Origin of the sequence: Helicobacter suis HS1, assembly GCF_026000295.1 — a bacterium.
Taxonomy (GTDB): Bacteria; Campylobacterota; Campylobacteria; order Campylobacterales; family Helicobacteraceae; genus Helicobacter; species Helicobacter suis.
Genome location: NZ_AP026769.1, coordinates 883,722 through 906,103, shown reverse-complemented (window position 1 = coordinate 906,103; position 22,382 = coordinate 883,722). Strand labels below are relative to the sequence as shown.

At 39.6% G+C, this 22,382-nt stretch carries 21 protein-coding genes and 3 pseudogenes; 12 read left to right on the top strand and 12 right to left on the bottom strand.

Features of this window, described 5'->3' with window-relative positions:
- The first annotated feature begins 111 nt into the window (after nucleotides 1-111).
- Nucleotides 112-936 carry a site-specific integrase gene (locus OO773_RS04955; protein WP_264828455.1) on the top strand — a complete coding sequence of 275 codons (825 nt, stop codon included), beginning with the start codon at nucleotides 112-114 and terminating at the stop codon, nucleotides 934-936.
- A gap of 104 nt (nucleotides 937-1,040) precedes the next feature.
- On the opposite strand, the gene OO773_RS04950 is transcribed toward OO773_RS04955, so the two are convergent.
- A complete protein-coding gene (locus OO773_RS04950; RefSeq protein WP_073115488.1) occupies nucleotides 1,041-1,253 on the bottom strand; it encodes a hypothetical protein in 213 nt (70 codons plus the stop codon).
- Between the two features lie 358 nt (nucleotides 1,254-1,611).
- Nucleotides 1,612-3,348 (bottom strand): DUF262 domain-containing protein, encoded by a 1,737-nt coding sequence (locus tag OO773_RS04945; RefSeq protein ID WP_006564850.1) that lies wholly within the window; start codon nucleotides 3,346-3,348, stop codon nucleotides 1,612-1,614.
- Between the two features lie 196 nt (nucleotides 3,349-3,544).
- Here OO773_RS04945 and ppsA point away from each other — a divergent pair, with 196 nt between their 5' ends.
- The 5 genes and pseudogenes from ppsA to OO773_RS04920 all read left to right on the top strand — a co-directional run.
- The gene (gene ppsA, locus OO773_RS04940; protein ID WP_006564851.1) at nucleotides 3,545-5,962 is read left to right on the top strand and encodes a pyruvate, water dikinase; all 2,418 of its coding nucleotides are present in this window, start codon (nucleotides 3,545-3,547) and stop codon (nucleotides 5,960-5,962) included.
- A gap of 21 nt (nucleotides 5,963-5,983) precedes the next feature.
- Complete coding sequence (locus OO773_RS04935; RefSeq protein WP_141556994.1) at nucleotides 5,984-6,268, top strand: hypothetical protein; 285 nt, start codon at nucleotides 5,984-5,986, stop codon at nucleotides 6,266-6,268.
- 38 nt (nucleotides 6,269-6,306) lie between these two features.
- Entirely contained in the window at nucleotides 6,307-6,516 is a 210-nt protein-coding gene (locus tag OO773_RS04930; protein ID WP_034376311.1) for a hypothetical protein, read from the top strand.
- 192 nt (nucleotides 6,517-6,708) lie between these two features.
- Nucleotides 6,709-7,188, top strand: coding sequence for a KdsC family phosphatase (locus tag OO773_RS04925; RefSeq protein ID WP_073115491.1), 480 nt, complete (start codon nucleotides 6,709-6,711; stop codon nucleotides 7,186-7,188).
- Nucleotides 7,189-7,294: 106 nt separating this feature from the next.
- Nucleotides 7,295-7,428, top strand: a pseudogene (locus tag OO773_RS04920) (PEP-utilizing enzyme); the annotation flags it as partial.
- 741 nt (nucleotides 7,429-8,169) lie between these two features.
- Here the strand turns inward: OO773_RS04920 and OO773_RS04915 are convergent.
- The 10 genes and pseudogenes from OO773_RS04915 to OO773_RS04880 all read right to left on the bottom strand — a co-directional run bounded on the left by OO773_RS04915 (nucleotide 8,170) and on the right by OO773_RS04880 (nucleotide 14,655).
- Nucleotides 8,170-10,233 carry a type I restriction endonuclease subunit R gene (locus OO773_RS04915; RefSeq protein ID WP_006565221.1) on the bottom strand — a complete coding sequence of 688 codons (2,064 nt, stop codon included), beginning with the start codon at nucleotides 10,231-10,233 and terminating at the stop codon, nucleotides 8,170-8,172.
- 292 nt (nucleotides 10,234-10,525) lie between these two features.
- Nucleotides 10,526-10,948: a hypothetical protein gene (locus tag OO773_RS04910; RefSeq protein WP_264828749.1), complete on the bottom strand. Its 423-nt coding sequence runs from the start codon at nucleotides 10,946-10,948 to the stop codon at nucleotides 10,526-10,528.
- A 102-nt stretch (nucleotides 10,949-11,050) separates the two neighbouring features.
- Nucleotides 11,051-11,389: pseudogene (locus OO773_RS04905) on the bottom strand (restriction endonuclease subunit S); the annotation flags it as partial.
- 5 nt (nucleotides 11,390-11,394) lie between these two features.
- The gene (locus tag OO773_RS04900) at nucleotides 11,395-11,541 is read right to left on the bottom strand and encodes a restriction endonuclease subunit S (protein WP_143440960.1); all 147 of its coding nucleotides are present in this window, start codon (nucleotides 11,539-11,541) and stop codon (nucleotides 11,395-11,397) included.
- Entirely contained in the window at nucleotides 11,538-12,176 is a 639-nt protein-coding gene (locus tag OO773_RS09990; protein ID WP_406600070.1) for a DEAD/DEAH box helicase family protein, read from the bottom strand. The genes OO773_RS04900 and OO773_RS09990 overlap by 4 nt, the downstream gene beginning before the upstream one ends.
- A 99-nt stretch (nucleotides 12,177-12,275) precedes the next feature.
- Nucleotides 12,276-12,515, bottom strand: a complete 240-nt coding sequence (locus OO773_RS09985) for a DNA methyltransferase family protein (RefSeq protein ID WP_406600069.1) — start codon at nucleotides 12,513-12,515, stop codon at nucleotides 12,276-12,278.
- 18 nt (nucleotides 12,516-12,533) lie between these two features.
- Nucleotides 12,534-12,851: an N-6 DNA methylase gene (locus OO773_RS09980; RefSeq protein WP_406600068.1), complete on the bottom strand. Its 318-nt coding sequence runs from the start codon at nucleotides 12,849-12,851 to the stop codon at nucleotides 12,534-12,536.
- Nucleotides 12,835-13,146 carry a restriction endonuclease subunit S gene (locus tag OO773_RS04890; RefSeq protein ID WP_264828454.1) on the bottom strand — a complete coding sequence of 104 codons (312 nt, stop codon included), beginning with the start codon at nucleotides 13,144-13,146 and terminating at the stop codon, nucleotides 12,835-12,837. Before OO773_RS04890 ends, OO773_RS09980 begins: the two co-directional genes overlap by 17 nt.
- 67 nt (nucleotides 13,147-13,213) lie before the next feature.
- A pseudogene (locus OO773_RS04885) lies at nucleotides 13,214-13,402 on the bottom strand (type I restriction-modification system subunit M N-terminal domain-containing protein); the annotation flags it as partial.
- Between the two features lie 254 nt (nucleotides 13,403-13,656).
- Nucleotides 13,657-14,655 carry an outer membrane protein gene (locus OO773_RS04880; RefSeq protein ID WP_006564856.1) on the bottom strand — a complete coding sequence of 333 codons (999 nt, stop codon included), beginning with the start codon at nucleotides 14,653-14,655 and terminating at the stop codon, nucleotides 13,657-13,659.
- Between the two features lie 182 nt (nucleotides 14,656-14,837).
- Here OO773_RS04880 and OO773_RS04875 point away from each other — a divergent pair, with 182 nt between their 5' ends.
- The 6 genes from OO773_RS04875 to OO773_RS04850 are packed head-to-tail and all read left to right on the top strand — an operon-like array spanning nucleotide 14,838 to nucleotide 22,336.
- On the top strand, nucleotides 14,838-17,366 hold the full coding sequence (locus OO773_RS04875) for a TonB-dependent receptor domain-containing protein (protein ID WP_193365298.1): 2,529 nt from the start codon (nucleotides 14,838-14,840) through the stop codon (nucleotides 17,364-17,366).
- Nucleotides 17,344-18,498 (top strand): non-hydrolyzing UDP-N-acetylglucosamine 2-epimerase, encoded by a 1,155-nt coding sequence (wecB, locus tag OO773_RS04870; protein ID WP_040499296.1) that lies wholly within the window; start codon nucleotides 17,344-17,346, stop codon nucleotides 18,496-18,498. Before OO773_RS04875 ends, wecB begins: the two co-directional genes overlap by 23 nt.
- Nucleotides 18,462-19,403, top strand: a complete 942-nt coding sequence (locus OO773_RS04865; RefSeq protein WP_006564859.1) for a Gfo/Idh/MocA family oxidoreductase — start codon at nucleotides 18,462-18,464, stop codon at nucleotides 19,401-19,403. Before wecB ends, OO773_RS04865 begins: the two co-directional genes overlap by 37 nt.
- Nucleotides 19,394-19,978, top strand: a complete 585-nt coding sequence (locus OO773_RS04860; RefSeq protein ID WP_100069281.1) for an acyltransferase — start codon at nucleotides 19,394-19,396, stop codon at nucleotides 19,976-19,978. The genes OO773_RS04865 and OO773_RS04860 overlap by 10 nt, the downstream gene beginning before the upstream one ends.
- Nucleotides 19,978-21,078, top strand: coding sequence for a DegT/DnrJ/EryC1/StrS family aminotransferase (locus OO773_RS04855; protein WP_034376316.1), 1,101 nt, complete (start codon nucleotides 19,978-19,980; stop codon nucleotides 21,076-21,078). The genes OO773_RS04860 and OO773_RS04855 overlap by 1 nt, the downstream gene beginning before the upstream one ends.
- The gene (locus OO773_RS04850) at nucleotides 21,071-22,336 is read left to right on the top strand and encodes a nucleotide sugar dehydrogenase (RefSeq protein ID WP_040499297.1); all 1,266 of its coding nucleotides are present in this window, start codon (nucleotides 21,071-21,073) and stop codon (nucleotides 22,334-22,336) included. Before OO773_RS04855 ends, OO773_RS04850 begins: the two co-directional genes overlap by 8 nt.
- Nucleotides 22,337-22,382 lie beyond the last annotated feature (46 nt).

Below are 22,382 nucleotides of genomic sequence, written 5' to 3'. Positions count from 1 at the left end.
ATTGATCCACTAGAGACTCCCCTTAGCACAACGCTAGAGGAATTCAAGGAACGCTACATTGGCTATAAGCAAAGTTCACAATACAGCATAGCAAACCGCCTAAAAGCCATTGTGAAGTTATTAGATGTAGATGTACACATGCCTACAGCTAAGCTAAACCATGAGCATATGAAAAACTTTTATAAGGGCTTGGTTGAGAACAACTATAACACTAATAGCATTGTGCACTTAACAACCCTACTAAAAAGCTTATTAGACTTTAGTGTAAGTAGAGGCCAGCTAGAAAAGACCCCCTACTACAAGCAAAAAATCCTAATTGCTCCTGCTCCTAAGAAAATTGAAGTCTTTAGCCTAGATCAAGTGCTAGAGATACTAAGAGCATGCGATCAGCCATACCTAAAGACCTACCTAAGCATAGCCTTCTTTAGCGGTATGAGAGTAGAAGAGATACTAGCCTTGCAGTGGGGAGATATAGACTTTAAGAACCACACAATCAACATCAACAAAGCCTTAAATGGCTTAGGGCAAGTAACCACCCCTAAAACAGCTAATAGTATCCGTGTGATAGATATGTTACCCATTATAGAAAAGCGCTTGAAAGAATTTAGCCTATTTATGGATGTAATCAACAACGATACCCCCATATTTGGCACTAATCCTAAACTACAAGCGATCATGGCTAAGCAGTGGGCTAGACTACTTGAAAGCCTAGAGCTCCAACACATTAAGCTTTATAGCACACGGCATACCTTTGCTAGCATCATGTTAGAAAGAGGCGAAGAGCCCTTATGGGTGAGCTCTACACTAGGGCATAAGAACTTACAGATCACCTATAAGGTTTATGCCAAATACATTCCACAACAACACAAACCCAGAGCAACATTTTTAGAAGGAGTAGAGAGATACTTCTGGGTGGTATTTGGTAATTTTAGCTAGTCCATAACCATCACTTTTAGCACTCCCCGCCTTTCCCCACACTAAACCTATATCGCCTAAATCCTCTCTATAAAATGCCCCTGCAACTTGCCCCTCTTTAGTTTCTATGAGTTTAGCGATTGCACCTTTTGATCGTGGTAAAACTCTTTAAAGTTTTGGCTAAAGGCTGGGTTATGGGGCACTTCACCCGCTATCTCATTCTGTAGCCCTCTACCCTCTAGCTTTTGCCCCGCTCCTAGTGTTTCTCTCTCTAAACCTCTAGCTTTTAGCTGTGTTTCAGCTACTCCTCCACTGCTAACACTCCCCCCACTCTCCACACTCTTAGCTAAATTTTGTTCAATCTCTCTAATTAAGGCTCTAGTAGCGTTACTAAACTCAGCTCTATTTGCGATCTTGTTAAGATTTTGTTTAAAGGCCTCTATGCTGTGGCTCTTATTTAATGCGGCTTTAATGTGATATCTGAGTGCTGCACCACTTACTTTATCATTGAGTGCTTTAGCAAAGGGGATATAGGGCAGAGTTCTAACAATAAAGCCAAAGGCAGCCTTGTAGATATTTCTCTTAATCGTGTTTAAAAAGAGTTAGCCTCTTGTAATGATCCTTGATTTTCTAACTCAGCTTTAAAGTAGTTTTAATATCACTAGCTATACAACTACCTCAGCACATATTTTTAAATCATTTGTACATATCGTAATAAAGAAACTTTCTAATACCTTTATAAATTCTTGAACTACGCTCTTGGATGTATTCCTCTTTCCATTCTGCTCCATAACGCTCAGCTTTTCCTAATTCTAGTACTTCTGTCAGATAAGACGGTGCTTCTTTATAAATATCTTGTTTTTGGCTAAAATTCCCATTTCTAGCTTTTGCATTCAAACATTTTGGTAATAAAATCTTATTGCCAATATGCTCTACATATTGCCCTCCCCACGGCTTACACTTAGCTCGGATGTGCTCTACTTCTAGCGGACTTTCTTTTTTCCTCTTTTTATCCATGTAGGTATATTTTTCTGGAATAGCTTGAAAATCGTTGTGAATATAGGCATACAAAAGCAAAAAAGGTCTTGGTTTTTGTGTAGCAAGGCGTTCACAAAAATCCTCAAGAGAAGGAAACTTAGGTACACTCACTAAGGGTATGGTGTGGAATACAGTTTGGTTAAACTTTAAAAGGAAGGTTTTTAACTCAGTGGGTTTTTTAATATGTAAAATTATGATCCTTAGCAACCGGTATAACCCGGACTCTAATAATTTAAAGATGCGATCAGAAGAATCCTCTTCTTCTGGAAAATCTCCGAATGCATGTTTAAATGCGTCTCTATTCTTCCACAATAAACAACTTACAAAGTGCTCCCATTGTTTGTTTGGGAATTCATTAAGTACACGCCAGTAGCATAATGCCCGCTCATTTAAATAATCCTCTGGAGTACTCCAAAATCTAGCCAAGATCTTAATAAAGGACATAAACTCCTCTTTTTTATCAAAGTATTCCTTCCCTTTACCCTCCTCAAAAAATGATAAAAGACAGACAATTTGAATATCTTTTTGCTCAGCCATAAAAACATGCATGCATTGTGTGAAGAGAAAGTTTAGATTAAAATCTGCATGAAAACCTTCGCTGATTTCCTCCCAGTCTTTCTCAAAATCCTCAAGCGCCTCTGGGGATTTATTCCCATAAAACTCATGCAAATGTGATTTTAAAATATGCGCATCATCAAGTTGCTTACCACGGGTATTATGAGTTCTAAAAATCGTCATCGCAGTATATTTGCTGTTACACTCCGTTTTAGACACACATAGACTATTAAGTAGAAATTTGCAAAAACTCTCCCATTTACCTTTTTTATTCCATTCTTCATAGAGTTCTTTGATTCTATCTTTGAAATACTCGTAATTTTTAACGCAAAGCAATTTATTTTTCATCTCTTTTGAATACGACAGCTTGGCCTCTTTGCTTAAAATTTTTTCCAGCGCTTCCCTAGCATCTTTTTTCTCCATACTCGCAACATTTTTCAAATGGCGTTGTTCATACTTTAAACCTTTATTGTTCTCATAGTGCCACAAACATTTACCAAAATCTTTGGCATAGTCATTGTCGGCGTCTTTTTGTTCTTGAAAATATGCATAAAGAGCACGAAAAAGCAAGTTAAAGGTGATGATGCGCTGTTGCCCATCTACAACCTCAAACACATCTGCATTCTCATTTTTTGGATAAACCACAACTCCGCCTAAATAATGACCACCTGCATTGTTAATCTCAAAAGCTTGTTGTATATCTTCTAGTAGCTTTTCGCAATCATCTAATTCCCACTCATAAGGTCTTTGGTATTTTGGAATTTCAAGGCTCATCTTACAAAGATTAGCAATAGATACTATCTCACATGTAAGGCCAAAACCTTTATTTCTCTCTTCCATCTTTCATCCTTGATAAACAATCTAAAACCGCCAACTACTTTACAACTACTGGCAAGGATTATAACAGGAAAACAAGGTGCGTAGGTAGGCTTAATTAGATCTGTACTTGCTTGATTTTGCTGTAACAAAGCACTATTTTAAAAGCCTACAATCCCTCCCATGTTATAATTAAGGATTTTTAAATTAAGGGGTACACGTGCAATATATCCGCTTTTATAAAGAATTAAATAATAAAGATGTGGCTTTAGTGGGGGGCAAGAATGCCAGTATTGGGGAGATGTTTCAAGAACTTGTACCCAATGGGATTAAAGTCCCTAATGGCTTTGCTATCACCAGCCAAGCCTACTGGTATTTGCTTGAACATGGAGGCATTAAAGAGCAAATTATTAGGCTTTTAGAAAATGTAGATGCCACTGAATTAGATGTACTTAAACAACGATCCAAACAAATCCGCGAGCTTATCTTTGGTACGCCTTTTCCAGCCAATTTACGCGATGAAGTTTTTCAGGCTTATAAGATGCTAAGCGATGAGTATAAAATGCGCGAGGCAGATGTAGCAGTGCGCAGTTCAGCAACAGCAGAGGATTTACCCGATGCCTCTTTTGCTGGACAACAAGATACCTATTTAAATATCAAAGGCAAAACAGAATTAGTCCACTACATCAAGGCTTGTTTAGCCTCACTTTTTACCGATCGTGCTATTAGTTACCGCGCCTCTAGGGGTTTTGATCACCTTAAAGTGGCTTTGAGTGTGGGGGTGCAAAAAATGGTGCGATCAGATAAAGGGAGTGCGGGCGTGATGTTTTCACTAGACACTGAAACGGGCTTTAAAGATGCGATCTTTATTACTTCTAACTGGGGACTTGGTGAGAGTGTGGTAGGGGGGCTTGTTAATCCAGATGAGTTTTATGTCTTTAAGCCTACGCTTTTACTGGGCAAACAGCCCATTATTAAACGCCAACTGGGTAGCAAAGCCCAAAAAATTGTCTATGCTAGTCGTGGGAGCGAAAACCCCACTAAAACCATACCCACTACCCAAAAGGAAAAAAGCAGTTTTTCTCTTAGCGATGCGGATTTGTTAAGTTTAGCTCGCTATGCCATTATCATAGAGGAACATTACAGCAAAGAGGCCGGGCAGTATCGCCCTATGGATATTGAATGGGCTAAAGATGGAGATAGTGGGGATATTTTTATTGTACAAGCCCGCCCTGAGACTGTGCAAAGTCAGAAAAAGAGCCAAGAGCGGGTTTATGAGAAGTATCGCTTTAAAACAGAGGAGAAAAGAGAAATCTTACTTGTAGGGCGGGCTATTGGGAATAAAATTGGAGCGGGCAAAGTGCGCGTGATTAATAGCTTAGATCACATGAATATTTTTAAGGAAGGTGAGATTTTAGTAACAGATAACACCGATCCAGATTGGGAGCCTCTCATGAAAAAAGCTAGCGCGGTGGTTACAAACAGGGGAGGCCGCACCTGCCATGCAGCCATTGTGGCGCGTGAAATTGGCGTACCTACTATTGTAGGGGCTTTGGGGGCAACAGAGTCGCTTTATACGGGCATGGAGATCACCATTTCTTGTGCAGAAGGGGAGGAGGGCTATATTTATGCGGGTTTTCATGACTTTGAAATAGAGCGTACAGCCTTAGATCACTTAGAAGAACCAAAAACTAAGATTTATCTTAATATTGGTAACCCTGAAAAGGCCTTTCAATTCTCCCAAATCCCTAACCATGGCGTGGGTTTAGCGCGCATGGAACTTATTATGCTCAATCAAATCAAAGTCCACCCTCTAGCTTTGGTAGATTTGCACAACAATAAAAATATCAATGAGCATAAAAAAGTAGAGGTTTTGATTGCAGGCTATGCAGGCCCTAAGGATTTTTTCATTAAAAAGATTGCTGAGGGAATGGGAATGATTAGTGCGGCCTTTTATCCTAAACCTGTGATTGTGCGTACCAGTGATTTTAAATCTAATGAGTATGCCCGCATGCTTTGTGGTTCTGTTTATGAACCCCATGAGGAAAACCCGATGCTAGGTTTCCGCGGGGCGAGCCGTTATTATTCTGATTTGTATAAAGAAGCTTTTTCTTGGGAATGTGAGGCGCTGTGCATGGTGCGTGAGCAAATGGGACTGACTAATATGAAAATTATGATTCCTTTCTTGCGCACCGTAGAGGAGGCAAAAAAGGTTTTAGAAATTTTGCGTAAAAACGGGCTAGAGTCTGGTAAAAATGGCTTAGAGCTTTATATTATGTGTGAGTTGCCTATTAATGTGATCATGGCCGATGATTTTTTAAGTCTCTTTGACGGTTTTTCTATTGGCTCAAATGATCTAACCCAGCTAACGCTAGGTGTGGATCGAGACGGGCAACTTGTAAGCCATGTATTTGATGAGCGCAACCCGGCAATGTTTGAGATGTTTAGGCGGGCAATTGAAGCTTGCAAAAGGCATGGCAAATACTGCGGCATTTGCGGGCAAGCGCCTAGTGATTATATAGAGGTGGCTAAGTTTTTAGTCAAAGAGGGGATTTCCTCACTCTCTCTTAATCCGGACTCTGTGATTCATACTTGGAATCAAGTCGTGCAGCTAGAAAAAGAACTCAACCGTGCTTAAAAAATAGGAATGGGGGCGGGGTTGGCATATTATGTTTATAAAACTTATAAGCACTTGCAGGGTGTGGTAAAAAAGCCGGGGGTGGGGGATATTCTTTGTTGTGATTTGTTGGGGGATTTAATGGAGCATTCGGGGGTTTATGTGGGTGGTGGCGTAATTGTGGAATTGAGTAGCAATGGAGAGGTGCGCCAAACAACCCCTCAAGGTTTTTTAAAAAAGGCTTCTTACAAGGGGATTTATGTTTTAAGTAGATGTACTAAAACAGGGGAGAAAAATAGCAAGGCGAGGAATATGTACAGATTATAGGCGGGCTAGAGTATGTTGCAAAGAGGGCTTTAGAATCTGTGGGTAAAAAATTAGATTACCGTATAACTGCTGGATTAGAGCGCTATAACTGCCATAAGTTTGTGTGTGATTGTCTGCTAGAGGGGGCTATTAAAGGGGAGGAGTGGCGGCTTAAGGATATTAAGAAGACACTTTATAAAGTTATCCAGCAAAAACACCGACTCAAAGAGAGCGATCTAGGTTTTTACGAGTGGGATACTAAAATTTAAAAAAGGTGGTGAGAAGTACTAAGAATTTCATAAAGTAGAGGTTTTTAAATACAAATACCCCACTTTCTCCCCGCGCCAACAAATTGTATTTTAAACCGCCCAATATAAGACTAGCCGCCGTTTAGAAATTGCGTTGTTTAGTCAAATTTAGGGTAGCATTGGAGAACTTATAAACTGATAGGGTGCTTTAACATGAGAGATATTAAAGTTTTTTTATGCGATTGTGATGGAACACTCACAGATGGGGGCATGTATTATTTAGAAGATGGGAGGGAATTTAAAAAATTCTATGTAGCCGATGGGGTGGGTTTTGGATTACTTAAAAGTGCTGGGATCAAAACCGGTATTTTAACAGGCGAGGTTACACCCATTGTAGAACACCGCGCTAAAAAACTTAAACTGGATTACCTTTATCAAGGTTGTAGCCCTGAGGGCAAACTAGAAGCGGCGCGTACTATTTGTGCTCAGGAGAATATCTCATTAGCCCAAGTGGCTTATATAGGCGATGATATTAATGACTTGCCCCTTTTAAAAGAAGCAGGTTTAAAAGCTTGTCCTAACAACGCCCAAGAGAGTCTTAAAAGTTTACCCCATATTGTAGTTTTAACAAAAAATGGAGGAGAGGGAGCGGTGAGAGAGTGGGTTAATTTGATTTTACACCCTCAATTATAAATTTGGCTATCTAAACGGTATTTTGTGGGGAATTAAAAAGGGTATGATCTTTTGGTACAATTTTTGTTTGATAAGCAAGTTTTACAAGATTAAAAGCCACAAATAAAGATTGATTAATAGCTTAGATCACATGAATATTTTTAAGGAAGGTGAGATTTTAGTAACAGATAACACCGATCCAGATTGGGAGCCTCTCATGAAAAAGCTAGCGCGGTGGTTACAAACAGGGGAGGCCGCACCTGATTGTTAAACAAGTAAGGGAGTTGCTCTTCAAGCTTGTTTTTAAAAGAAGTCAGTTTATTTTGTAAATCAGCGTGCCTGAAATTTTCTACGAAATTTGGATTTGAATACATGTTATCTAGGATGTTATTTATGGTTTTAGCTTTAGCTTGTTTGGCATTCTCATCTAACATAATTCCTTGATCTCTATGGAAAGTATCTAAAATTTCTGAAAGCTTTTCTAAGTGGGTTTGTGGCGCTTTTGTACTATCTGCTTGAAAGGGCTTTAGCTCTGTTTGGCCTGTGAGTGTTAGTTTAGCCTCTTGTTCTTTTTCTAAACGATATTGCTTAAGCGCCACTACTTTAGTAATATCCTCTGGATTTTTATCTCTTGGTAGTTTTTTAATGAGTTCTACAAGCAATCTAAAGAGTTTTTCTAAAGAGATGTCTTCAAAGGGCAAAATTTGTACCAAAAACTCGTATCCTTTGATATAGGCTTTTGCTTTGCTATAAAACTCTTGTTGTAAGTCCTTCTCTAAGGCGCTGTAGCGTTGTACCATTGCATCTAACATGACATGGATTTGAAATAAGTGGGCATTGTTAAAGAGGGCTAAATTAAAAGCTTCTACTTCTTCTTGGGTGTATACCTCATAATTATTTAAGTGTGTTTTGAGATCAAAGGGCTTATTAAGATCGCTAGGTCCTTCTAAAGAGTTTTGTTTGTAGTAAGGTTCAAAGGCTTTAATAATCTCTTGAGCGTTATTAACAAAATCTAAAATACAAGTGTTTTTTTTTATCTGGGTGTGTGCGGTTTAAACGCGAGAGGGTTTGTACGCAAGCCACACCGCTTAAGACTTTATCTACATACATCGTGTGTAACAAGGGTTGATCAAAACCGGTTTGGTATTTATCTGCCACAATTAAAAAGCGATAATCATCCTTTTCAAAGGCTTTAGGTGTGTATGTTTCTGGCATGTGATTTAAGCTAGCTTCGCTATAAGTTTTTCCTTTTAAGTTAATCTCCCCTGAAAAGGCCACTAAGGCCTTATGCGGGTATCCTTCTTGCTTTAGTTGTGCTTGAAAAGCTTTAAAATATTCAAGGGCACTCTTGCGTGAATCTGTAATCACCATAGCCTTAGCCCGCCCCTTAATTTGGGTGTGCACATAGCTATAAAAATGATTAAGCATTACCTCTGTTTTAGCCTGAATGCTTTTGGGGTGATCTCTAATATAACGCTTAAGTTTTTTAAGAGCTAGGTTTTTTTCATAGTGTGGATCATTTAGGATTGTAGACATAACTTTAGCATAATCTTTATAAGTAATGTAGTGGGCAAGTACATCTAAAATAAATCCCTCTTCAATGGCTTGTTTCATAGAATATAGATGAAAGGGGATAAACTTCCCTTGACTTGTTTGCATGCCAAAAAGCTCTAAAGTTTCAGGCTTAGGCGTGGCGCTAAAGGCAAAATAAGAAGCGTTTGGTTGGAATTTCTTAGCTTGAATAGCCTTGTTTAAAAATGTCTCTAAGTCTTCTTGTTGGTTCTCCTGGTCTTTCCCTGTGGTCTTAGCAAGGTCTTGGGCGTACTTACCCCCTTGAGAGGAATGCGCCTCATCTATGATAATGGCAAATTTTTTATCACGCATGGAAGGGATATCCTCTAAGATATAGGGGAATTTTTGAATCGTGCTAATGATGATCTTCTTGCCCTCAGATATGGCCTCTTTAAGTTGTCTACTCCCTTTTGTGATAGCCCCTACAACCCCTTTAATAGGGCAAAAGGCTTCAATTATGTCTTGTAATTGGCGATCTAAGATGATGCGATCGGTGATCACTAATACACTATCAAAAATCACCTTTTCTTGTTTACTTAAACCCACCAAAGCACAGGCTAGCCATGCAATAGAATTACTCTTACCACTGCCTGCGCTATGCTGGATTAAATAGCGCCCTCCCACACCCTCTTTTTGCACAATCTGGCATAACTTCCTCACCACATCTAACTGGTGGTATCTAGCAAAGATCACAGTATTTGATTTACCCCCCGGTTTGATCATCTGTAAGATTAAATGTAATAAACTATCCTTTTGTAAGATTTTTTCCCATAAATAAGCTGTTTTTATGCTATCTGTGGCTGGATTACCCGCGCCACATTCTCTATCAAGTTCCCCACTCCCGTCATTTAGCCCTCTATTAAAGGGGCTAAAGTGTGTCTTAGCCCCCTCTAGTTTAGTGCTCATATACACTAAATCATTATCTAGGGCAAAATGCGCGAGGGTGTGGTGTGTAAATAGGCTTTCATGCGGGCTGCGATCTTTTTTATACTGCTCTATTGCATCCACCACGCTTTGCCCGCTTAATTTATTTTTAAGCTCAAAGCTAAAGAGTGGCAAACCATTTAAAAAGATCACCATGTCTAAAGAGTTGTTATTTTTAGTGCTATAGTGTAACTGGCGCACTACAGAAAAAAGATTACTTTGGTAGTTTTTCCAAGTATCTGGATTTTTTTGGTTAGGGGGTTTGTCATAGGCAAGTTTAAAAAACACGCCTAAAACCTCCACCCCCTCTTTTAAAATCTTAAGCAAACCCTCTTTTTCTATTTGGCTCTTTAAACGCTCAAAGAAGTTTTTTTGTAAATCCGTACCTCTTTGGCGTTTTTGTAATTCCTCTATTTGTTTAGGCTGGGTGGTTTTTAAAAACTCCCATAACAAATTAGTGTCTAAACAAAGCGCTTTATCATAGTCTTTGGGGTTACCTTTAATGTATTTACTTTGGAGTAAATGCTTCTCTATTAAGTCTTCAAAGGATTTTTCATTGTATCTTTGCATGCTTTGCCTTTAGAGGGATTTGGCCTAAAACAGCCTCACTAATAAGCGCGCTTTTATAATCTTTTAAGTCTTGTATTTTGTTTTGTAATTTAGTAATCAAATAGCCTCTTGTTCTTTTTCTAAACGATATTGCTTAAGCGCCACTACGTTGTTCTTTTAGGGGAGGGACTGGCAAAAGCATCTGTTTAAAGCTCATAAAGTCTATACTTTCTCTGATTTTCATAATGCCGTAAGCATATTGACCTAAACTCTGCTGAAGTGCTTTAGAAGCAAACAGCGAGCTTTTGCTTTGCTATAAAACTCTTGTTGTAAGTCCTTCTCTAAGGCGCTGTAGCGTTATACCATTGCATCTCAACAAATTTGAAACACCTAGAGAGCCAATAACAGCGTTCATTTTATTAAGAACTAAATCCCCAGACCTCACAACTTGATATTGCGATAAATCCGCTTTGGCTTTATTTCCAATATTCCCTTTTTCTGAATAGGGTAAAACGCCAATATCCTTAACCAAAGATAAAATTAAAGTAATGGCTCTGTCCTTGTTAATCTCATCCCTAATTTTAAAAATTCTCCCCTTTTTTATCTGGGTCCAATCCCCCGGAATATCTCCAAGCCACGCTACCCCGCTCGGTTGCTTAAGCTCTTGTGGGTTTAGCCCCTTAGTGGTTATTTTTGAGATTAAGGCCTGTTTATATTCCTTTAAAAGAGCAAGCATACGCGTCTTTTTAGCAATGCACGCTACAATTTTAGCGCATTTATGATCTAAAAAAGTAGCGATAGCATGTTGTTCTTTTAAAGGGGGGAGGGGGATAAGAATTTGATACACATGTTCACGATTTAATCCGGGAACTCCTCCACCCGTCTTTAGATGTTCCAACTGCAGATTAGTAAGAACTCTTGCGTGAATCTGTAATCACCATAGCCTTAGCCCGCGGACAAAATAAGTTGTATCTATGGGGTAACAATCCTGATCTATGTAATTCACTTTTCCCGCTGAGCCTTTACGCCCAACAATAATGGCAGGACTCCTGATTAAAAAAGTGTTGTGGTAACCTACAACTCCGTTAGATCCCATTATAGGATATTTTCCTGTTATTCTTTTATATTCGGGTAAACTATCCCCATACTCTAAGCTTAATATCTCCCCCAATCTCACCCATTTCACTTTGAACCCCCCTTTAAACCACACCAAAAGGCGCGACTCTTTGTAGAGGGGGTGTAGCCATTTCTAACTTTAAATAAATCCACCAACTTTTTAGAATGCACCGGGATTTGACCTAACCCTTTAATCTTTTTAAACCCCTTCATGCCAAAATCTCATCTAAAAGTTCTTGGATTTCCCCCTCTAGCTCTCTAATTTCTTGTTGGATAGTACGCGCGCTTTTAGCCTCTGTGGGGCGATAAAAGTGTTGGTTAAACAAGATTTCATACCCCACTTTAATGCTTTGGCCCTTAATAAAGCCTATCTGGGGCCTAATTTGCTCTAAAAGCTCTAAAAAATAAGTGTCTTTATCCTCTTTAAGCGGGATTTTCTCTTCGATAGCCCCTACAACCCCTTTAATAGGGCAAAAGGCTTCAATTATGTCTTGTAATTGGCGATCTAAGATGATGCGATCGGTGATCACTAATACACTATCAAAAATCACCTTTTCTTGTTTACTTAAACCCACCAAAGCACAGGCTAGCCATGCAATAGAATTACTCTTACCACTGCCTGCGCTATGCTGGATTAAATAGCGCCCTCCCACACCCTCTTTTTGCACAATCTGGCATAACTTCCTCACCACATCTAACTGGTGGTATACCGCTTGCGGGCCTTTTATCTGTTTAGAAAAAAGCTCAAAAATGGCATCAATGTGTTCTTGGCTAAGGCGCTTACTCTTTTTCCCTAAGCTTTTTGCCATAGGTTCAAAATAGCTAGTTGCATATATGCCGCGCCACATTCTCTATCAAGTTCCCCACTCCCGTCATTTAGCCCTCTATTAAAGGGGCTAAAGTGTGTCTTAGCCCCCTCTAGTTTAGTGCTCATATATGATAACCCATTATCTAGGGCTTGTGATAATATGGCTTCTAATAGCCACCTGCCCGCTATCGCTGTTAAATAGCGCGCTCCCATTGTGTATAGAGGCAATGCGCGAGCCTAAAGGGGTGTCTTTCATCTTACTAATCATATTGAGTAAAAACATCATTTGCCCATCACCAACCCCTGTAAGCCCCACTGCAAAGCGCGAATCATTTTTACATTTCTCTTGCTCATTCCCATAACTCTTACCAAAGGCCAAGTATCTGGATTTTTTTGGTTAGGGGGTTTGTTTAAACTGATCATCACTCAAGGTTGAGCCAAATTTAATATTCTCTGGGTTTTCCCCCTTAATTAGCATATCTGCCTTACAGATTGCATAAGTTTCAGGGTTAACCTCTTGTCCATATAAATTAATCTCAGCTGTTGGTTGCAAATTCTTAATAAAGGCTTTAGACTCGGTGAGCATCCCGCCACTCCCACAAGCATTATCATAAAGCGCTTTATCATAGTCTTTGGGGTTACCTTTAATGTATTTACTTTGGAGTAAATGCTTCTCTATTAAGTCTTCAAAGGATTTTTCATTGTATCTTTGCATGCTTTGCCTTTAGAGGGATTTGGCCTAAAACAGCCTCACTAATAAGCGCGCTTTTATAATCTTTTAAGTCTTGTATTTGTGTTTGTAATTTAGTAATCAAAGTATCTAGCTTGGCTAGCCTGTGATCTAAAAAGGCGGCTATAGCGTGTTGTTCTTTTAGGGGAGGGACTGGCAAAAGCATCTGTTTAAAGCTCATAAAGTCTATACTTTCTCTGATTTTCATAATGCCGTAAGCATATTGACCTAAACTCTGCTGAAGTGCTTTAGAAGCAAACAGCGAAGCGTAATATTGCATTAAATGTAGATTTTTGTTTACTTGCATCACATAAAAGTGGCGCTTCAATTCCTTTTTCTAAAAGCCCTTTCTCTTTACATTCTTTATATTTTGCTAGCACCTTTTGTTTTGTGGGCTCTAAGATTGCATCTAAGCGCCTAATGACCGTCATTGGTAAAATCACATCTCTATACTTGCCCCTTTTGTAGTGATCTCTAAGCAAGTTAGCGATGTCCCAAATAAAATTGATAATGGGCTGAAACTGCACTCCGTCCATATTCTCCCCCTTGTGAAAAAATAAAAATATCAAAATCTTGCGCATTTTAACATAAGTTTAAAGCGCCTATCTGCTAAAAATATTTTTAGCTCCTGTATTTTGTGTGGTTTGTATTTTAAAGGATATGGGAAAACCCCTTAAAGAGTTTAGAGGGCTAACTTTTTAAGAAATCATCGCAAAAATCTAAGAGTTTTATCTAAAACCGCTGTAGTTTTGCGCTTTTAGCGCTGGTGTACTTTTGTGTACTTGTCTAACTAAAAGCTATAAATATAGCGCAAATACATGGAATATTGCCGTCTAAAAGTTTCTTGTAGCGTGTAAAGATTATTGCTCTTCCAAGCGCTTCCCTTGTAGTATAGACTGGGCAAAGTGGGGATTTTTATCCCAAATTCTACCCCGTGGTGTTTGATGATATTGGTGCGCAAACCCACATTGACTAAAAATTGAAAATGCGTACTGTTGATACTGTGTTTTAGGGGGCCTGTGGTTTTTAAAGAAGCAGGGTTAATATTTCCACTCGTGCCAATATCTGTAGTGGGAGTAGAACCATTACAAGGATTATCACTATCTGGAATATAAGCACATTCTCCGGGGACAGTGCCAATCACATAGCCTTGATTAAAATAATTTGCCTTATTACTCGTCCAAGAATTGCCCGCAAATTGTGATCCTATAAAAAGACCAAAGACAAACTTAGTTTTATTAATGATGTTAAAAAGCATGTCTATTCCTGCTCCATAGGTGTACATATCCACCTTAGCATCGTTAAGATAAAACACACTCACGCGATTAGAAGCTGTAGCATTAGAAAAATTACTATGCCCATAGTCAAAAAAGCCATAATAACGCAACCCAAACCACTTCTTTTTGCCAAAAAATTGTTTGTAGCCTGCTAAAACATTGAGCCCAAACATGGGTTGGTTACGCCCGGGATTATTAGCATTACTACTTAGCATAGTCTCACTAGACCACACCGCCTTACAATTTCCCTGTACGCATTGATCCCCCCCAACTTGGTTAGCATCTGGTTTAGATGCACTCAGTACAACCGTGCCTTGTGGGACCTGGAATAATTGCCCATTTTTTTCCCCCACAACTTCTTTATTAGCCCGCCCCACTTCTAAACCCACTCCAATAAAGGCCGCGCTATTTTCTGCCGACAAACTAAGGGTACAAACACCTAAAAAAACCCCACCACTTATTAATTTAGCACTCTTTTTAGCATGTGGTGTAAAAATCTTGCTCTTAAACATGGATAATCCTACCTTCTTTAATCAGGTTTAGAAAAAAGCTCAAAAATGGCATCAATGTGTTCTTGGCTAAGGCGCTTACTCTTTTTCCCTAAGCTTTTTGCCATAGGTTCAAAATAGCTAGTTGCATCAATGAGTTGGACTTTTTGCTTTTTGTGTGCTTCCTTGCGGAATGGGGGCGTACCATTTGTGCTTTTGGTGTGGTGGGGGTTGGGGCGCTTTTGGCTGAGGAATCACGGACTCTAGGTAAAGTAACCACTCTTGGCGAGCGCACCTTTGAGTATAATAATGAGATGAAAATTGACCGTAAAGAATTACAACAACGACAAAGTAATCAGGTTAATGATTTATTTAGAACAAGGGCAGATGTGAATGTGGCAGGTGGGGGATTAATGGCACAAAAAATCTATGTAAGGGGCATGGAAAGTCGTTTATTGCGCGTTACCATTGATGGGGCGGCACAAAATGGGAATATATTTCACCATGATAGCAACACCATTATTGATCCAGGAATGCTCAAAGAAATTGATGTGATTAAAGGCGCGGCTAGTGCTTCAGCTGGACCGGGAGCTATTGCCGGGAAAATGGCGATGGAAACCATCGGGGCTAATGATTTTTTGCGCAAGGGGCAAAGTTATGGGAGCAGTGCTGCGGTGAGTTTTTACACTAATTTTGGCTACCGCGTTAACACTATTGCGGCTTATCGCGCTAATAAATGGGATATTTTAGGTTATTACACAAATCAGAGAATTTTTTACTATCGCGATGGCAATCACGCCATGAAAAATCTCTTCCACCCTACCTATGATATTGATGATCCAGCTGCAAGTGATAAAGTCATTGGTAGCCCTAGCCAGCAAAACAATATTTTATTTAAAATCAATGGCTATTTTAATGAAAAGGACAGTCTGGCCGTGAGTTATAACATGACGCGCTATGACTCTACTCGTTTGTTGCGCCCTAATGCCACTAGTGCTTGGAGTAAGGCTAATGATCCGGGTACCCAGCCTGCTCCCTTTGTAATTGATTTTGGTAAAGAGCTGGCTTATTTGATCAATGTCAACCACAACCTTTCTTTTAAATACAACCATGAAGGCGGAAGCGATTTTAATAAACCCCGCATCACCGCAACAACCTTTTTAAATGTGCGCAATGGTAATTATAAACCGGTAAATAATCCCTTTGCAGTTACTTCAAATGAGCCCACTAACCCTTATTATATCCAAGAGGTGAATCAATGGTGCGCGCTTAATCCTAGTAGTTGTGAAAAAGGTACAATCACTCCTGCACCCGGTGGGGGTTATAATATTAGTACAGATACAAATGGACAACAAATGGTGCCAAAATATAAAGCCTATGACATGACTCCTCCTAATGCGCAAAACCCGCAAGCTAATGACTGGACTTTAGGCAATGCCGATGCAGAAGGGACTTTGCAACGCGATATTTTCTTAATTAATTCTGGAGTCAATGTTAAAGTCCAACACCCCATTAGCCCTGATTATGCAAATGTCTTTGAATACGGCGCGATTTATCAAAACCTCACCGCTTTCTCCGGTTTAGCTCAAAAAAATGGTTTGTATCCGGGCAATATTAACCCCAATGATCCAACCGGTCCAGGACTACCCTATCGCCACTACTACATGGACCCCGATGATGCGTATAACCAAAACATGAGCGTGGCTAATCCGGCTTATCGTGATTTGCCCCAAAATTCCTATGGAGTGGGCAATATCATCGGGGGGTATGTGCAGGCTAATTACAACTTCTTAAAAAACCTCATCATAGGGGCGGGTACGCGTTATGATATTTATTTATTAAAAGATAAAAATGGGGATAATCATTTTACCTCTGGCTTTAGCCCTAGTGCCACTATTTTATATAACCCCATTGAAAACTTAGGTTTAAAACTCTCTTATGCCTATGTTACAAAGGGCGCATTACCCGGTGATGGAGTCTTAATGCGCGATCCAAGTGTGATTTATGAAAAGAATCTCAAACCAGCTATCGGACAGAATGCAGAATTTAATCTTGACTACAATAGCCCTTATTTTAATGTCCGTGGCGCTGGCTTTTATCAGGTGATTAATAACTTTGTTAATTCCTACGGGCAAGATGTTTCTAAAAATGGAGGTGGCAATGCTACGGCTAAAAATCTCACTGGCAATCTAGCCCAAACCATTGCTATTTTTGGGTATGAAGTGAGTGGGAATGTAAAATACAAAGGCTTTACAGGTACTTTTTCTATCGCTAGGTCTTGGCCCACGGCTAATGTTAAGGGCAAATACTATTTATTAGCCGATACCTATGCTTTAGCCGCCACCTATGGCAATGTTTTCATTCTTAAAGCCGACTATGTCTTTAAACATGCCGGTTTAAGCCTCACATGGCTAAGCCGCTTTGTTACGAATATGTATTATAACGGCTACAGCATTTATTATCCGGGTTATGGATTAATCCCTATTCATAAACCCGGGTATGGTGTGCATAATATCTATGTCAACTGGACACCGCCTTATAAACGCTTTAATGGTTTGCGTTTATCCGCTGTCTTTAATAATATTTTAAATAAGCAATATGTCAGCCAAACCTCTGTCTGGCAAGCAAGCGCTGATGCCCCGCATGGAGATATGCTTGCTAGAAATGGCCAGATTCGCATGGCTTTACCAGAACCGGGCTTTAACGCACGTTTTGAAATTGTCTACCAGTATTAAGCTTGTCAAACTCTACACCATTTTAGGGGCGCGGCCGCAATTTATCAAGGCTAGGGCTTTAAGCGCTACACTTAAACAAAATCCATATATCCATAGTCCACATGCCACCTACCAACTCCAAGAGTTTTATATCCACACTAACCAGCACAGCCAAGCTAACATGAGCATGGATTTTTTCAAAGAATTACACCTAGATAGCCCCACACATACCCTACCAAAAGCCCCTAATCACCTAAGCCGTTTAGAGCATGTAGGGTTTATGTTTGCTAAACTCAAGACAATTTGTACTCAAGAGCGCCCGGATTTTATTTTAGTTTATGGGGACACTAATTCTACTCTAGCTGGAAGTTTGATCGCGCATTTTTTAAATATTCCGCTAATACACATTGAAGCGGGTTTAAGAAGTGATAACTTTAACATGCCCGAAGAATATAACCGTATTGCTACAGACAAACTAAGTACACTCCTTTTTTGCCCCACTAAACAGGCCTATCATACCTTTAAACCAAAGCCACACCAAAAGCTCTATTTTAGTGGAGATGTGATGTTAGATAATGTATTGTTTTATCAAAACCATGCCCATCCTCCACAAGGATTTGAGGCTAAAAACTTTCTCTTTGCAACTTTGCATAGAGCAAGCAATATTGATAACCAAGATTGTTTACACGCCATTATTAGCGCCTTAGAAGAATTAGCCCAACAAATACCGGTATTTTTAGCTCTGCACCCTAGAACTGCTATGGCCTTAGAAAAATACAATCTCTTTTTAAAACACACCCATATTTTGCCACCTCTAAGTTATTTAGAAACTCTTTATATGCTTAAACATGCGCGCCTTGTATTAACAGATAGTGGAGGGTTACAAAAAGAGGCGTATTTTTGTAAGACACCGGTTTTAATTTTACGCGAGCAGAGTGAGTATCAGGTATTAATAGAGGAAGGGGCGGGAGTATTAGTTGGGCATGACAAGGCGCGCATTATACAGATAGCCATGCAAAGTCTTAAAGAACAACCTAAACTTAGTTTTGCTAGTATGCATCCCTTTGGGGAGGGGCATAGCGCTTCACTTATTTTACAAGCTATCAAGGAGCATGTATGTTATTTGGAATCATTGGTGTTGGAGGATTTATAGCCCCTAGACATATCAAGGCTATTTATGAAACCGGGCATGTATTAGATTGTGCCGTAGATGTACATGATAGCGTGGGGGTTTTGGATCAATATTATTTAGATTGTGAATTTTTCACCTCTTTAGAGGATTTGCACCAGTATATTTTAAACTGCAAAGATCAGGAGAAATTTTTAGATTTCCTAGCCATTTGTACCCCTAATTACTTACACTTTGAGCATATTGAATTTGCTCTAAGCCATGGGATCAATGCCATTTGTGAAAAACCATTGGTACTTGATCCAAATGAATTAGACGAAATAAAGAATTTGGAGAAGAAATATAACCGCCGTGTGTTTAATATCATGCAACTACGCCTCCACCCTAATATGTTAGATTTAAAGCAAAATATACAGGCAACTTTGCAAAATGAACCTACAAAGGTTTATCATATTTCTCTTACCTACCTCATCTTGCGGGGGAAATGGTATTTTAGTTCTTGGAAGGGCAATATTGATCGCAGTGGAGGATTAGCCGCTAATATTGGTATCCATTTCTTTGACATGCTATTACATATTTTTGGCTCTGTAGTGGATAGTGTGGTGCATGTACACACAGCCCATTGTATGGGAGGGTTATTAACTTTAGAGCATGCTAAAGTGTCTTGGTTTCTCTCTGTTAGTCCGGGCAGTTTAGGATTGCGCCAAGATCAAGCGCACCGCTATTTAGTGCTAGAGGGACAAGAAATTGATTTTAGTACAGGCTTTGAAGAGTTGCATACAAAAAATTACCAGCAAATCATCAATAACGAAGGTTTAACTTTAGACGATTTGCGCTCTGCAATTGAACTAGTAGATAGCATCCGCCATGCTAAGCCCTCAGAACCAGATACAGATTGCCATCCACTGTGCCATAAAGTATTAGATTGATTCACCCTAGCGCTAGTATCCACCCTTCTACTTATATTGATGCGCGTGTTTGTATCCAAGAGGGGGTTAAAATTTGGCATTTTTGCCACCTTTTAGAGGAAAGTTATTTGGGTAAAAATGTGAGTGTGGGGCAAAATTGTGTGATTGGGCCTAGAGTCCGCATAGGGCAGGGTTGTAAAATCCAAAATAATGTGAGTTTGCATGAGGGGGTGGAGTGTGAGGATTTTGTTTTTATTGGGCCTAGTGTGGTTTTTACCAATGTTTTAAGACCCAGAAGTTTTATCAAAACTAAGCGCTCAGAATTTTTACGCACACGCCTAAAAACAGGTTGTAGCATTGGGGCTAATGCGACGATTTTATGCGGGATTTGTATTGGGACTTATGCCTTTGTAGCAGCGGGGAGTGTTGTAACTAGAGATGTACCGGATTTTGCGATGATTAAGGGTAACCCCGGGCGTTTTGTGCGCTTTGTAGATAAAGCACTCAACCCCTTAGTTTTTAAAAATAACCGGGCAATAGATAGCTTAGATGGCTCTATTTATGTATTAGAAAATAACCAAGTACGCTTACTCTAATGGATCTGTATAATCTAGCAGACTTGCACCAAGAACATGCAATAGAAATTGAGGACGCGCTTTTAGCGTGTGCTAGAAGTGGGCGCTATATTTTAGGGGGTGTTGTAGAAGAGCTAGAACAAGAGTTAGCTAATAAAGCTCAGTTTACATTTGCCTTAGGTACTTCTAGTGGGAGTGCTAGTTTGCTTTTGGCCATTTTAGCCTGTGGCATTGGCTGTGAAGATGAGGTGATCACGCCTGCTTTTGGTTTTATAGCCGCCGTAGAAATGTTATTACTCATAGGGGCTAAACCGGTTTTAATAGATATTAATCCGCGTACTTATCACTTAGATTTAAAAGCCTTAGAAAGGGCAATTACTCCTAAAACAAAAGCCATTCTTCCTTTAAGTCTTTTTGGAATGGCCAGCGATCGCTATGCTTTAAAGGCGCTTGCAAAAGATCATGATTTAGTAGTGATTGAAGACTGTGCCCAGAGTTTTTTAGCCCCCTATCATAGCGCTACTAACGATGCACCTGATATTTTAACCACTAGTTTTTTCCCCACTAAACCACTAGGGTGTTATGGCGATGGGGGGGCTGTATTTTGTAATGATGTTAACTTATACGCTAAACTTAAAGCCCTACGCGTACATGGCCAAAGCCAAAAATATAGCCACATTTATTTAGGTCTTAATGCTAGATTAGATGCCCTGCAGGCTAGCATATTAAAAGTTAAGCTTAAGTATTACAAGACACATTTAGAGCGTCTGCGTGCTTTGGCAAAAACCTACCACACTCTTTTAAGCCCTTTAAACTTACAACTACCCCTAGATACAATCCAGACAAAACACTGCACCCGCCAAAATATTTATTCTCAATACCCTATTTTGCACCCTAAACGAGATCAGCTAGTAGCAAAGCTCAAACAAGCAGGGATTCAAACAGCTATCCATTACCCAAAACCCCTCCACCACCAAGAAGCACTCAAACATTTAGGCTATCCTCCCTCAGCCTTCCCCAATGCCCTAAAGGTTTCAAAACAAATTTTAAGCCTACCGCTAAACACAAATTTAAACATGCAGGATTTAGAAAAAGTTGCCCAAATCATCGCCCATGTTTAAAAATAACCCTACTTTAGCTATTTTGGGTTTAGGTTATGTTGGATTACCCTTAGCCTTAGCCTTTGGAGCACACTTTAAAACAATTGGCTATGATATTTCTTATAAGCGAATCTGTGAATTACAAAACCACCATGATTACAACCAAGAAATAGCCCCCATAGATTTTACAAAAGCCCCCCTTTTGCATTTTACAAATAATTCTTGCGATTTAAAAGGGGTAGATGTTTTTATTATTGCGATGCCAACGCCCATAGATGCAAATAACCAACCCGATTTATCTAAACTCCAAAGCGCCTCTATTCTGGTGGGTTCTTTTTTGCGCCCATCTGGGCTTGTTATCTATGAATCCACAACCTATCCTACTTGCACACAAAAATTTTGCGCTCCCTTATTAGAACAAGCTAGTAAACTTATTTATAACCAAGATTTTTTTATCGGCTATTCCCCTGAGCGAATCAATGTTGGAGAAAAAAGGCCTTTACACACAATTGTTAAACTCACCTCTGGGAGTACGCCAGAAAGCGCGCGCTATGTTGACTGGCTTTATAGCCATATCGCACCGACTTATCTGACTAGTTCCATAGAAATAGCCGAGAGTGCTAAGATTTTAGAAAACACGCAAAGAGATTTAAACATCGCCTTTATGAATGACATGGCCATGTTATTAGCCCGTCTTGATATTCCTCTTTATGAAGTTTTAGATGCCTGCCAAACAAAATGGAATTTTTTACCCTTTACCCCGGGTTTTGTGGGCGGGCATTGTATTGGCATTGATTCGTATTACTTGGCATTTTTAGCCAAACAGCTAAATTATGATCCGGCTTTAATCCAGATCACTAGACAAATTAATAATGCCATGCCAAATTTTATCGCCTCTAAAATCACCCAATTACTCAATACCCACAAACTACCCATACAAGGGGCTTCAATTTTACTCTTAGGGGTGAGTTTTAAAGAAAATTGTAATGACTTGCGCAACACCCAAAGCCTGCTTTTAAAACAAGAATTAGAATCTTTTGGGTGCTGTGTAGCCCTTTTTGATCCTCTCATTGATTCTAAAGCCCTTGAAGAGCTGTATCAAACTTCGCTTTTAGAGCAACTCCCCAAAACCCCCACCTACCATGCCATTATTTTGGTAATCGGGCATGGTGTTTTTAGAAATTTAGAAATACCTTCTCTTCTTTTGCCTCAAGGTTTTATCTATGATTTAAAACGCTTTTTTAACCCGCCTCCGCCGGTTGTACTTTACACACCCTAGAAAGCGCTCAGAATTTTTACGCACACGCCTAAAAACAGGTTGTAGC

Excerpts from the sequence above, each read along its gene's own strand:
- OO773_RS04945 (WP_006564850.1), bottom strand. The coding sequence starts at position 3,348 with ATGGAAGAGAGAAATAAAGGTTTTGGCCTTACATGTGAGATAGTATCT.
- OO773_RS04925 (WP_073115491.1), top strand. The coding sequence starts at position 6,709 with ATGAGAGATATTAAAGTTTTTTTATGCGATTGTGATGGAACACTCACA.
- OO773_RS04915 (WP_006565221.1), bottom strand. The coding sequence starts at position 10,233 with ATGCAAAGATACAATGAAAAATCCTTTGAAGACTTAATAGAGAAGCAT.
- OO773_RS04910 (WP_264828749.1), bottom strand. The coding sequence starts at position 10,948 with ATGCTTGCTCTTTTAAAGGAATATAAACAGGCCTTAATCTCAAAAATA.
- OO773_RS04900 (WP_143440960.1), bottom strand. The coding sequence starts at position 11,541 with ATGAAGGGGTTTAAAAAGATTAAAGGGTTAGGTCAAATCCCGGTGCAT.
- OO773_RS09990 (WP_406600070.1), bottom strand. The coding sequence starts at position 12,176 with ATGTGGCGCGGCATATATGCAACTAGCTATTTTGAACCTATGGCAAAA.
- OO773_RS09980 (WP_406600068.1), bottom strand. The coding sequence starts at position 12,851 with ATGCAAAGATACAATGAAAAATCCTTTGAAGACTTAATAGAGAAGCAT.
- OO773_RS04890 (WP_264828454.1), bottom strand. The coding sequence starts at position 13,146 with ATGCAATATTACGCTTCGCTGTTTGCTTCTAAAGCACTTCAGCAGAGT.
- OO773_RS04880 (WP_006564856.1), bottom strand. The coding sequence starts at position 14,655 with ATGTTTAAGAGCAAGATTTTTACACCACATGCTAAAAAGAGTGCTAAA.
- OO773_RS04865 (WP_006564859.1), top strand. The coding sequence starts at position 18,462 with ATGTTATTTGGAATCATTGGTGTTGGAGGATTTATAGCCCCTAGACAT.
- OO773_RS04855 (WP_034376316.1), top strand. The coding sequence starts at position 19,978 with ATGGATCTGTATAATCTAGCAGACTTGCACCAAGAACATGCAATAGAA.
- OO773_RS04850 (WP_040499297.1), top strand. The coding sequence starts at position 21,071 with ATGTTTAAAAATAACCCTACTTTAGCTATTTTGGGTTTAGGTTATGTT.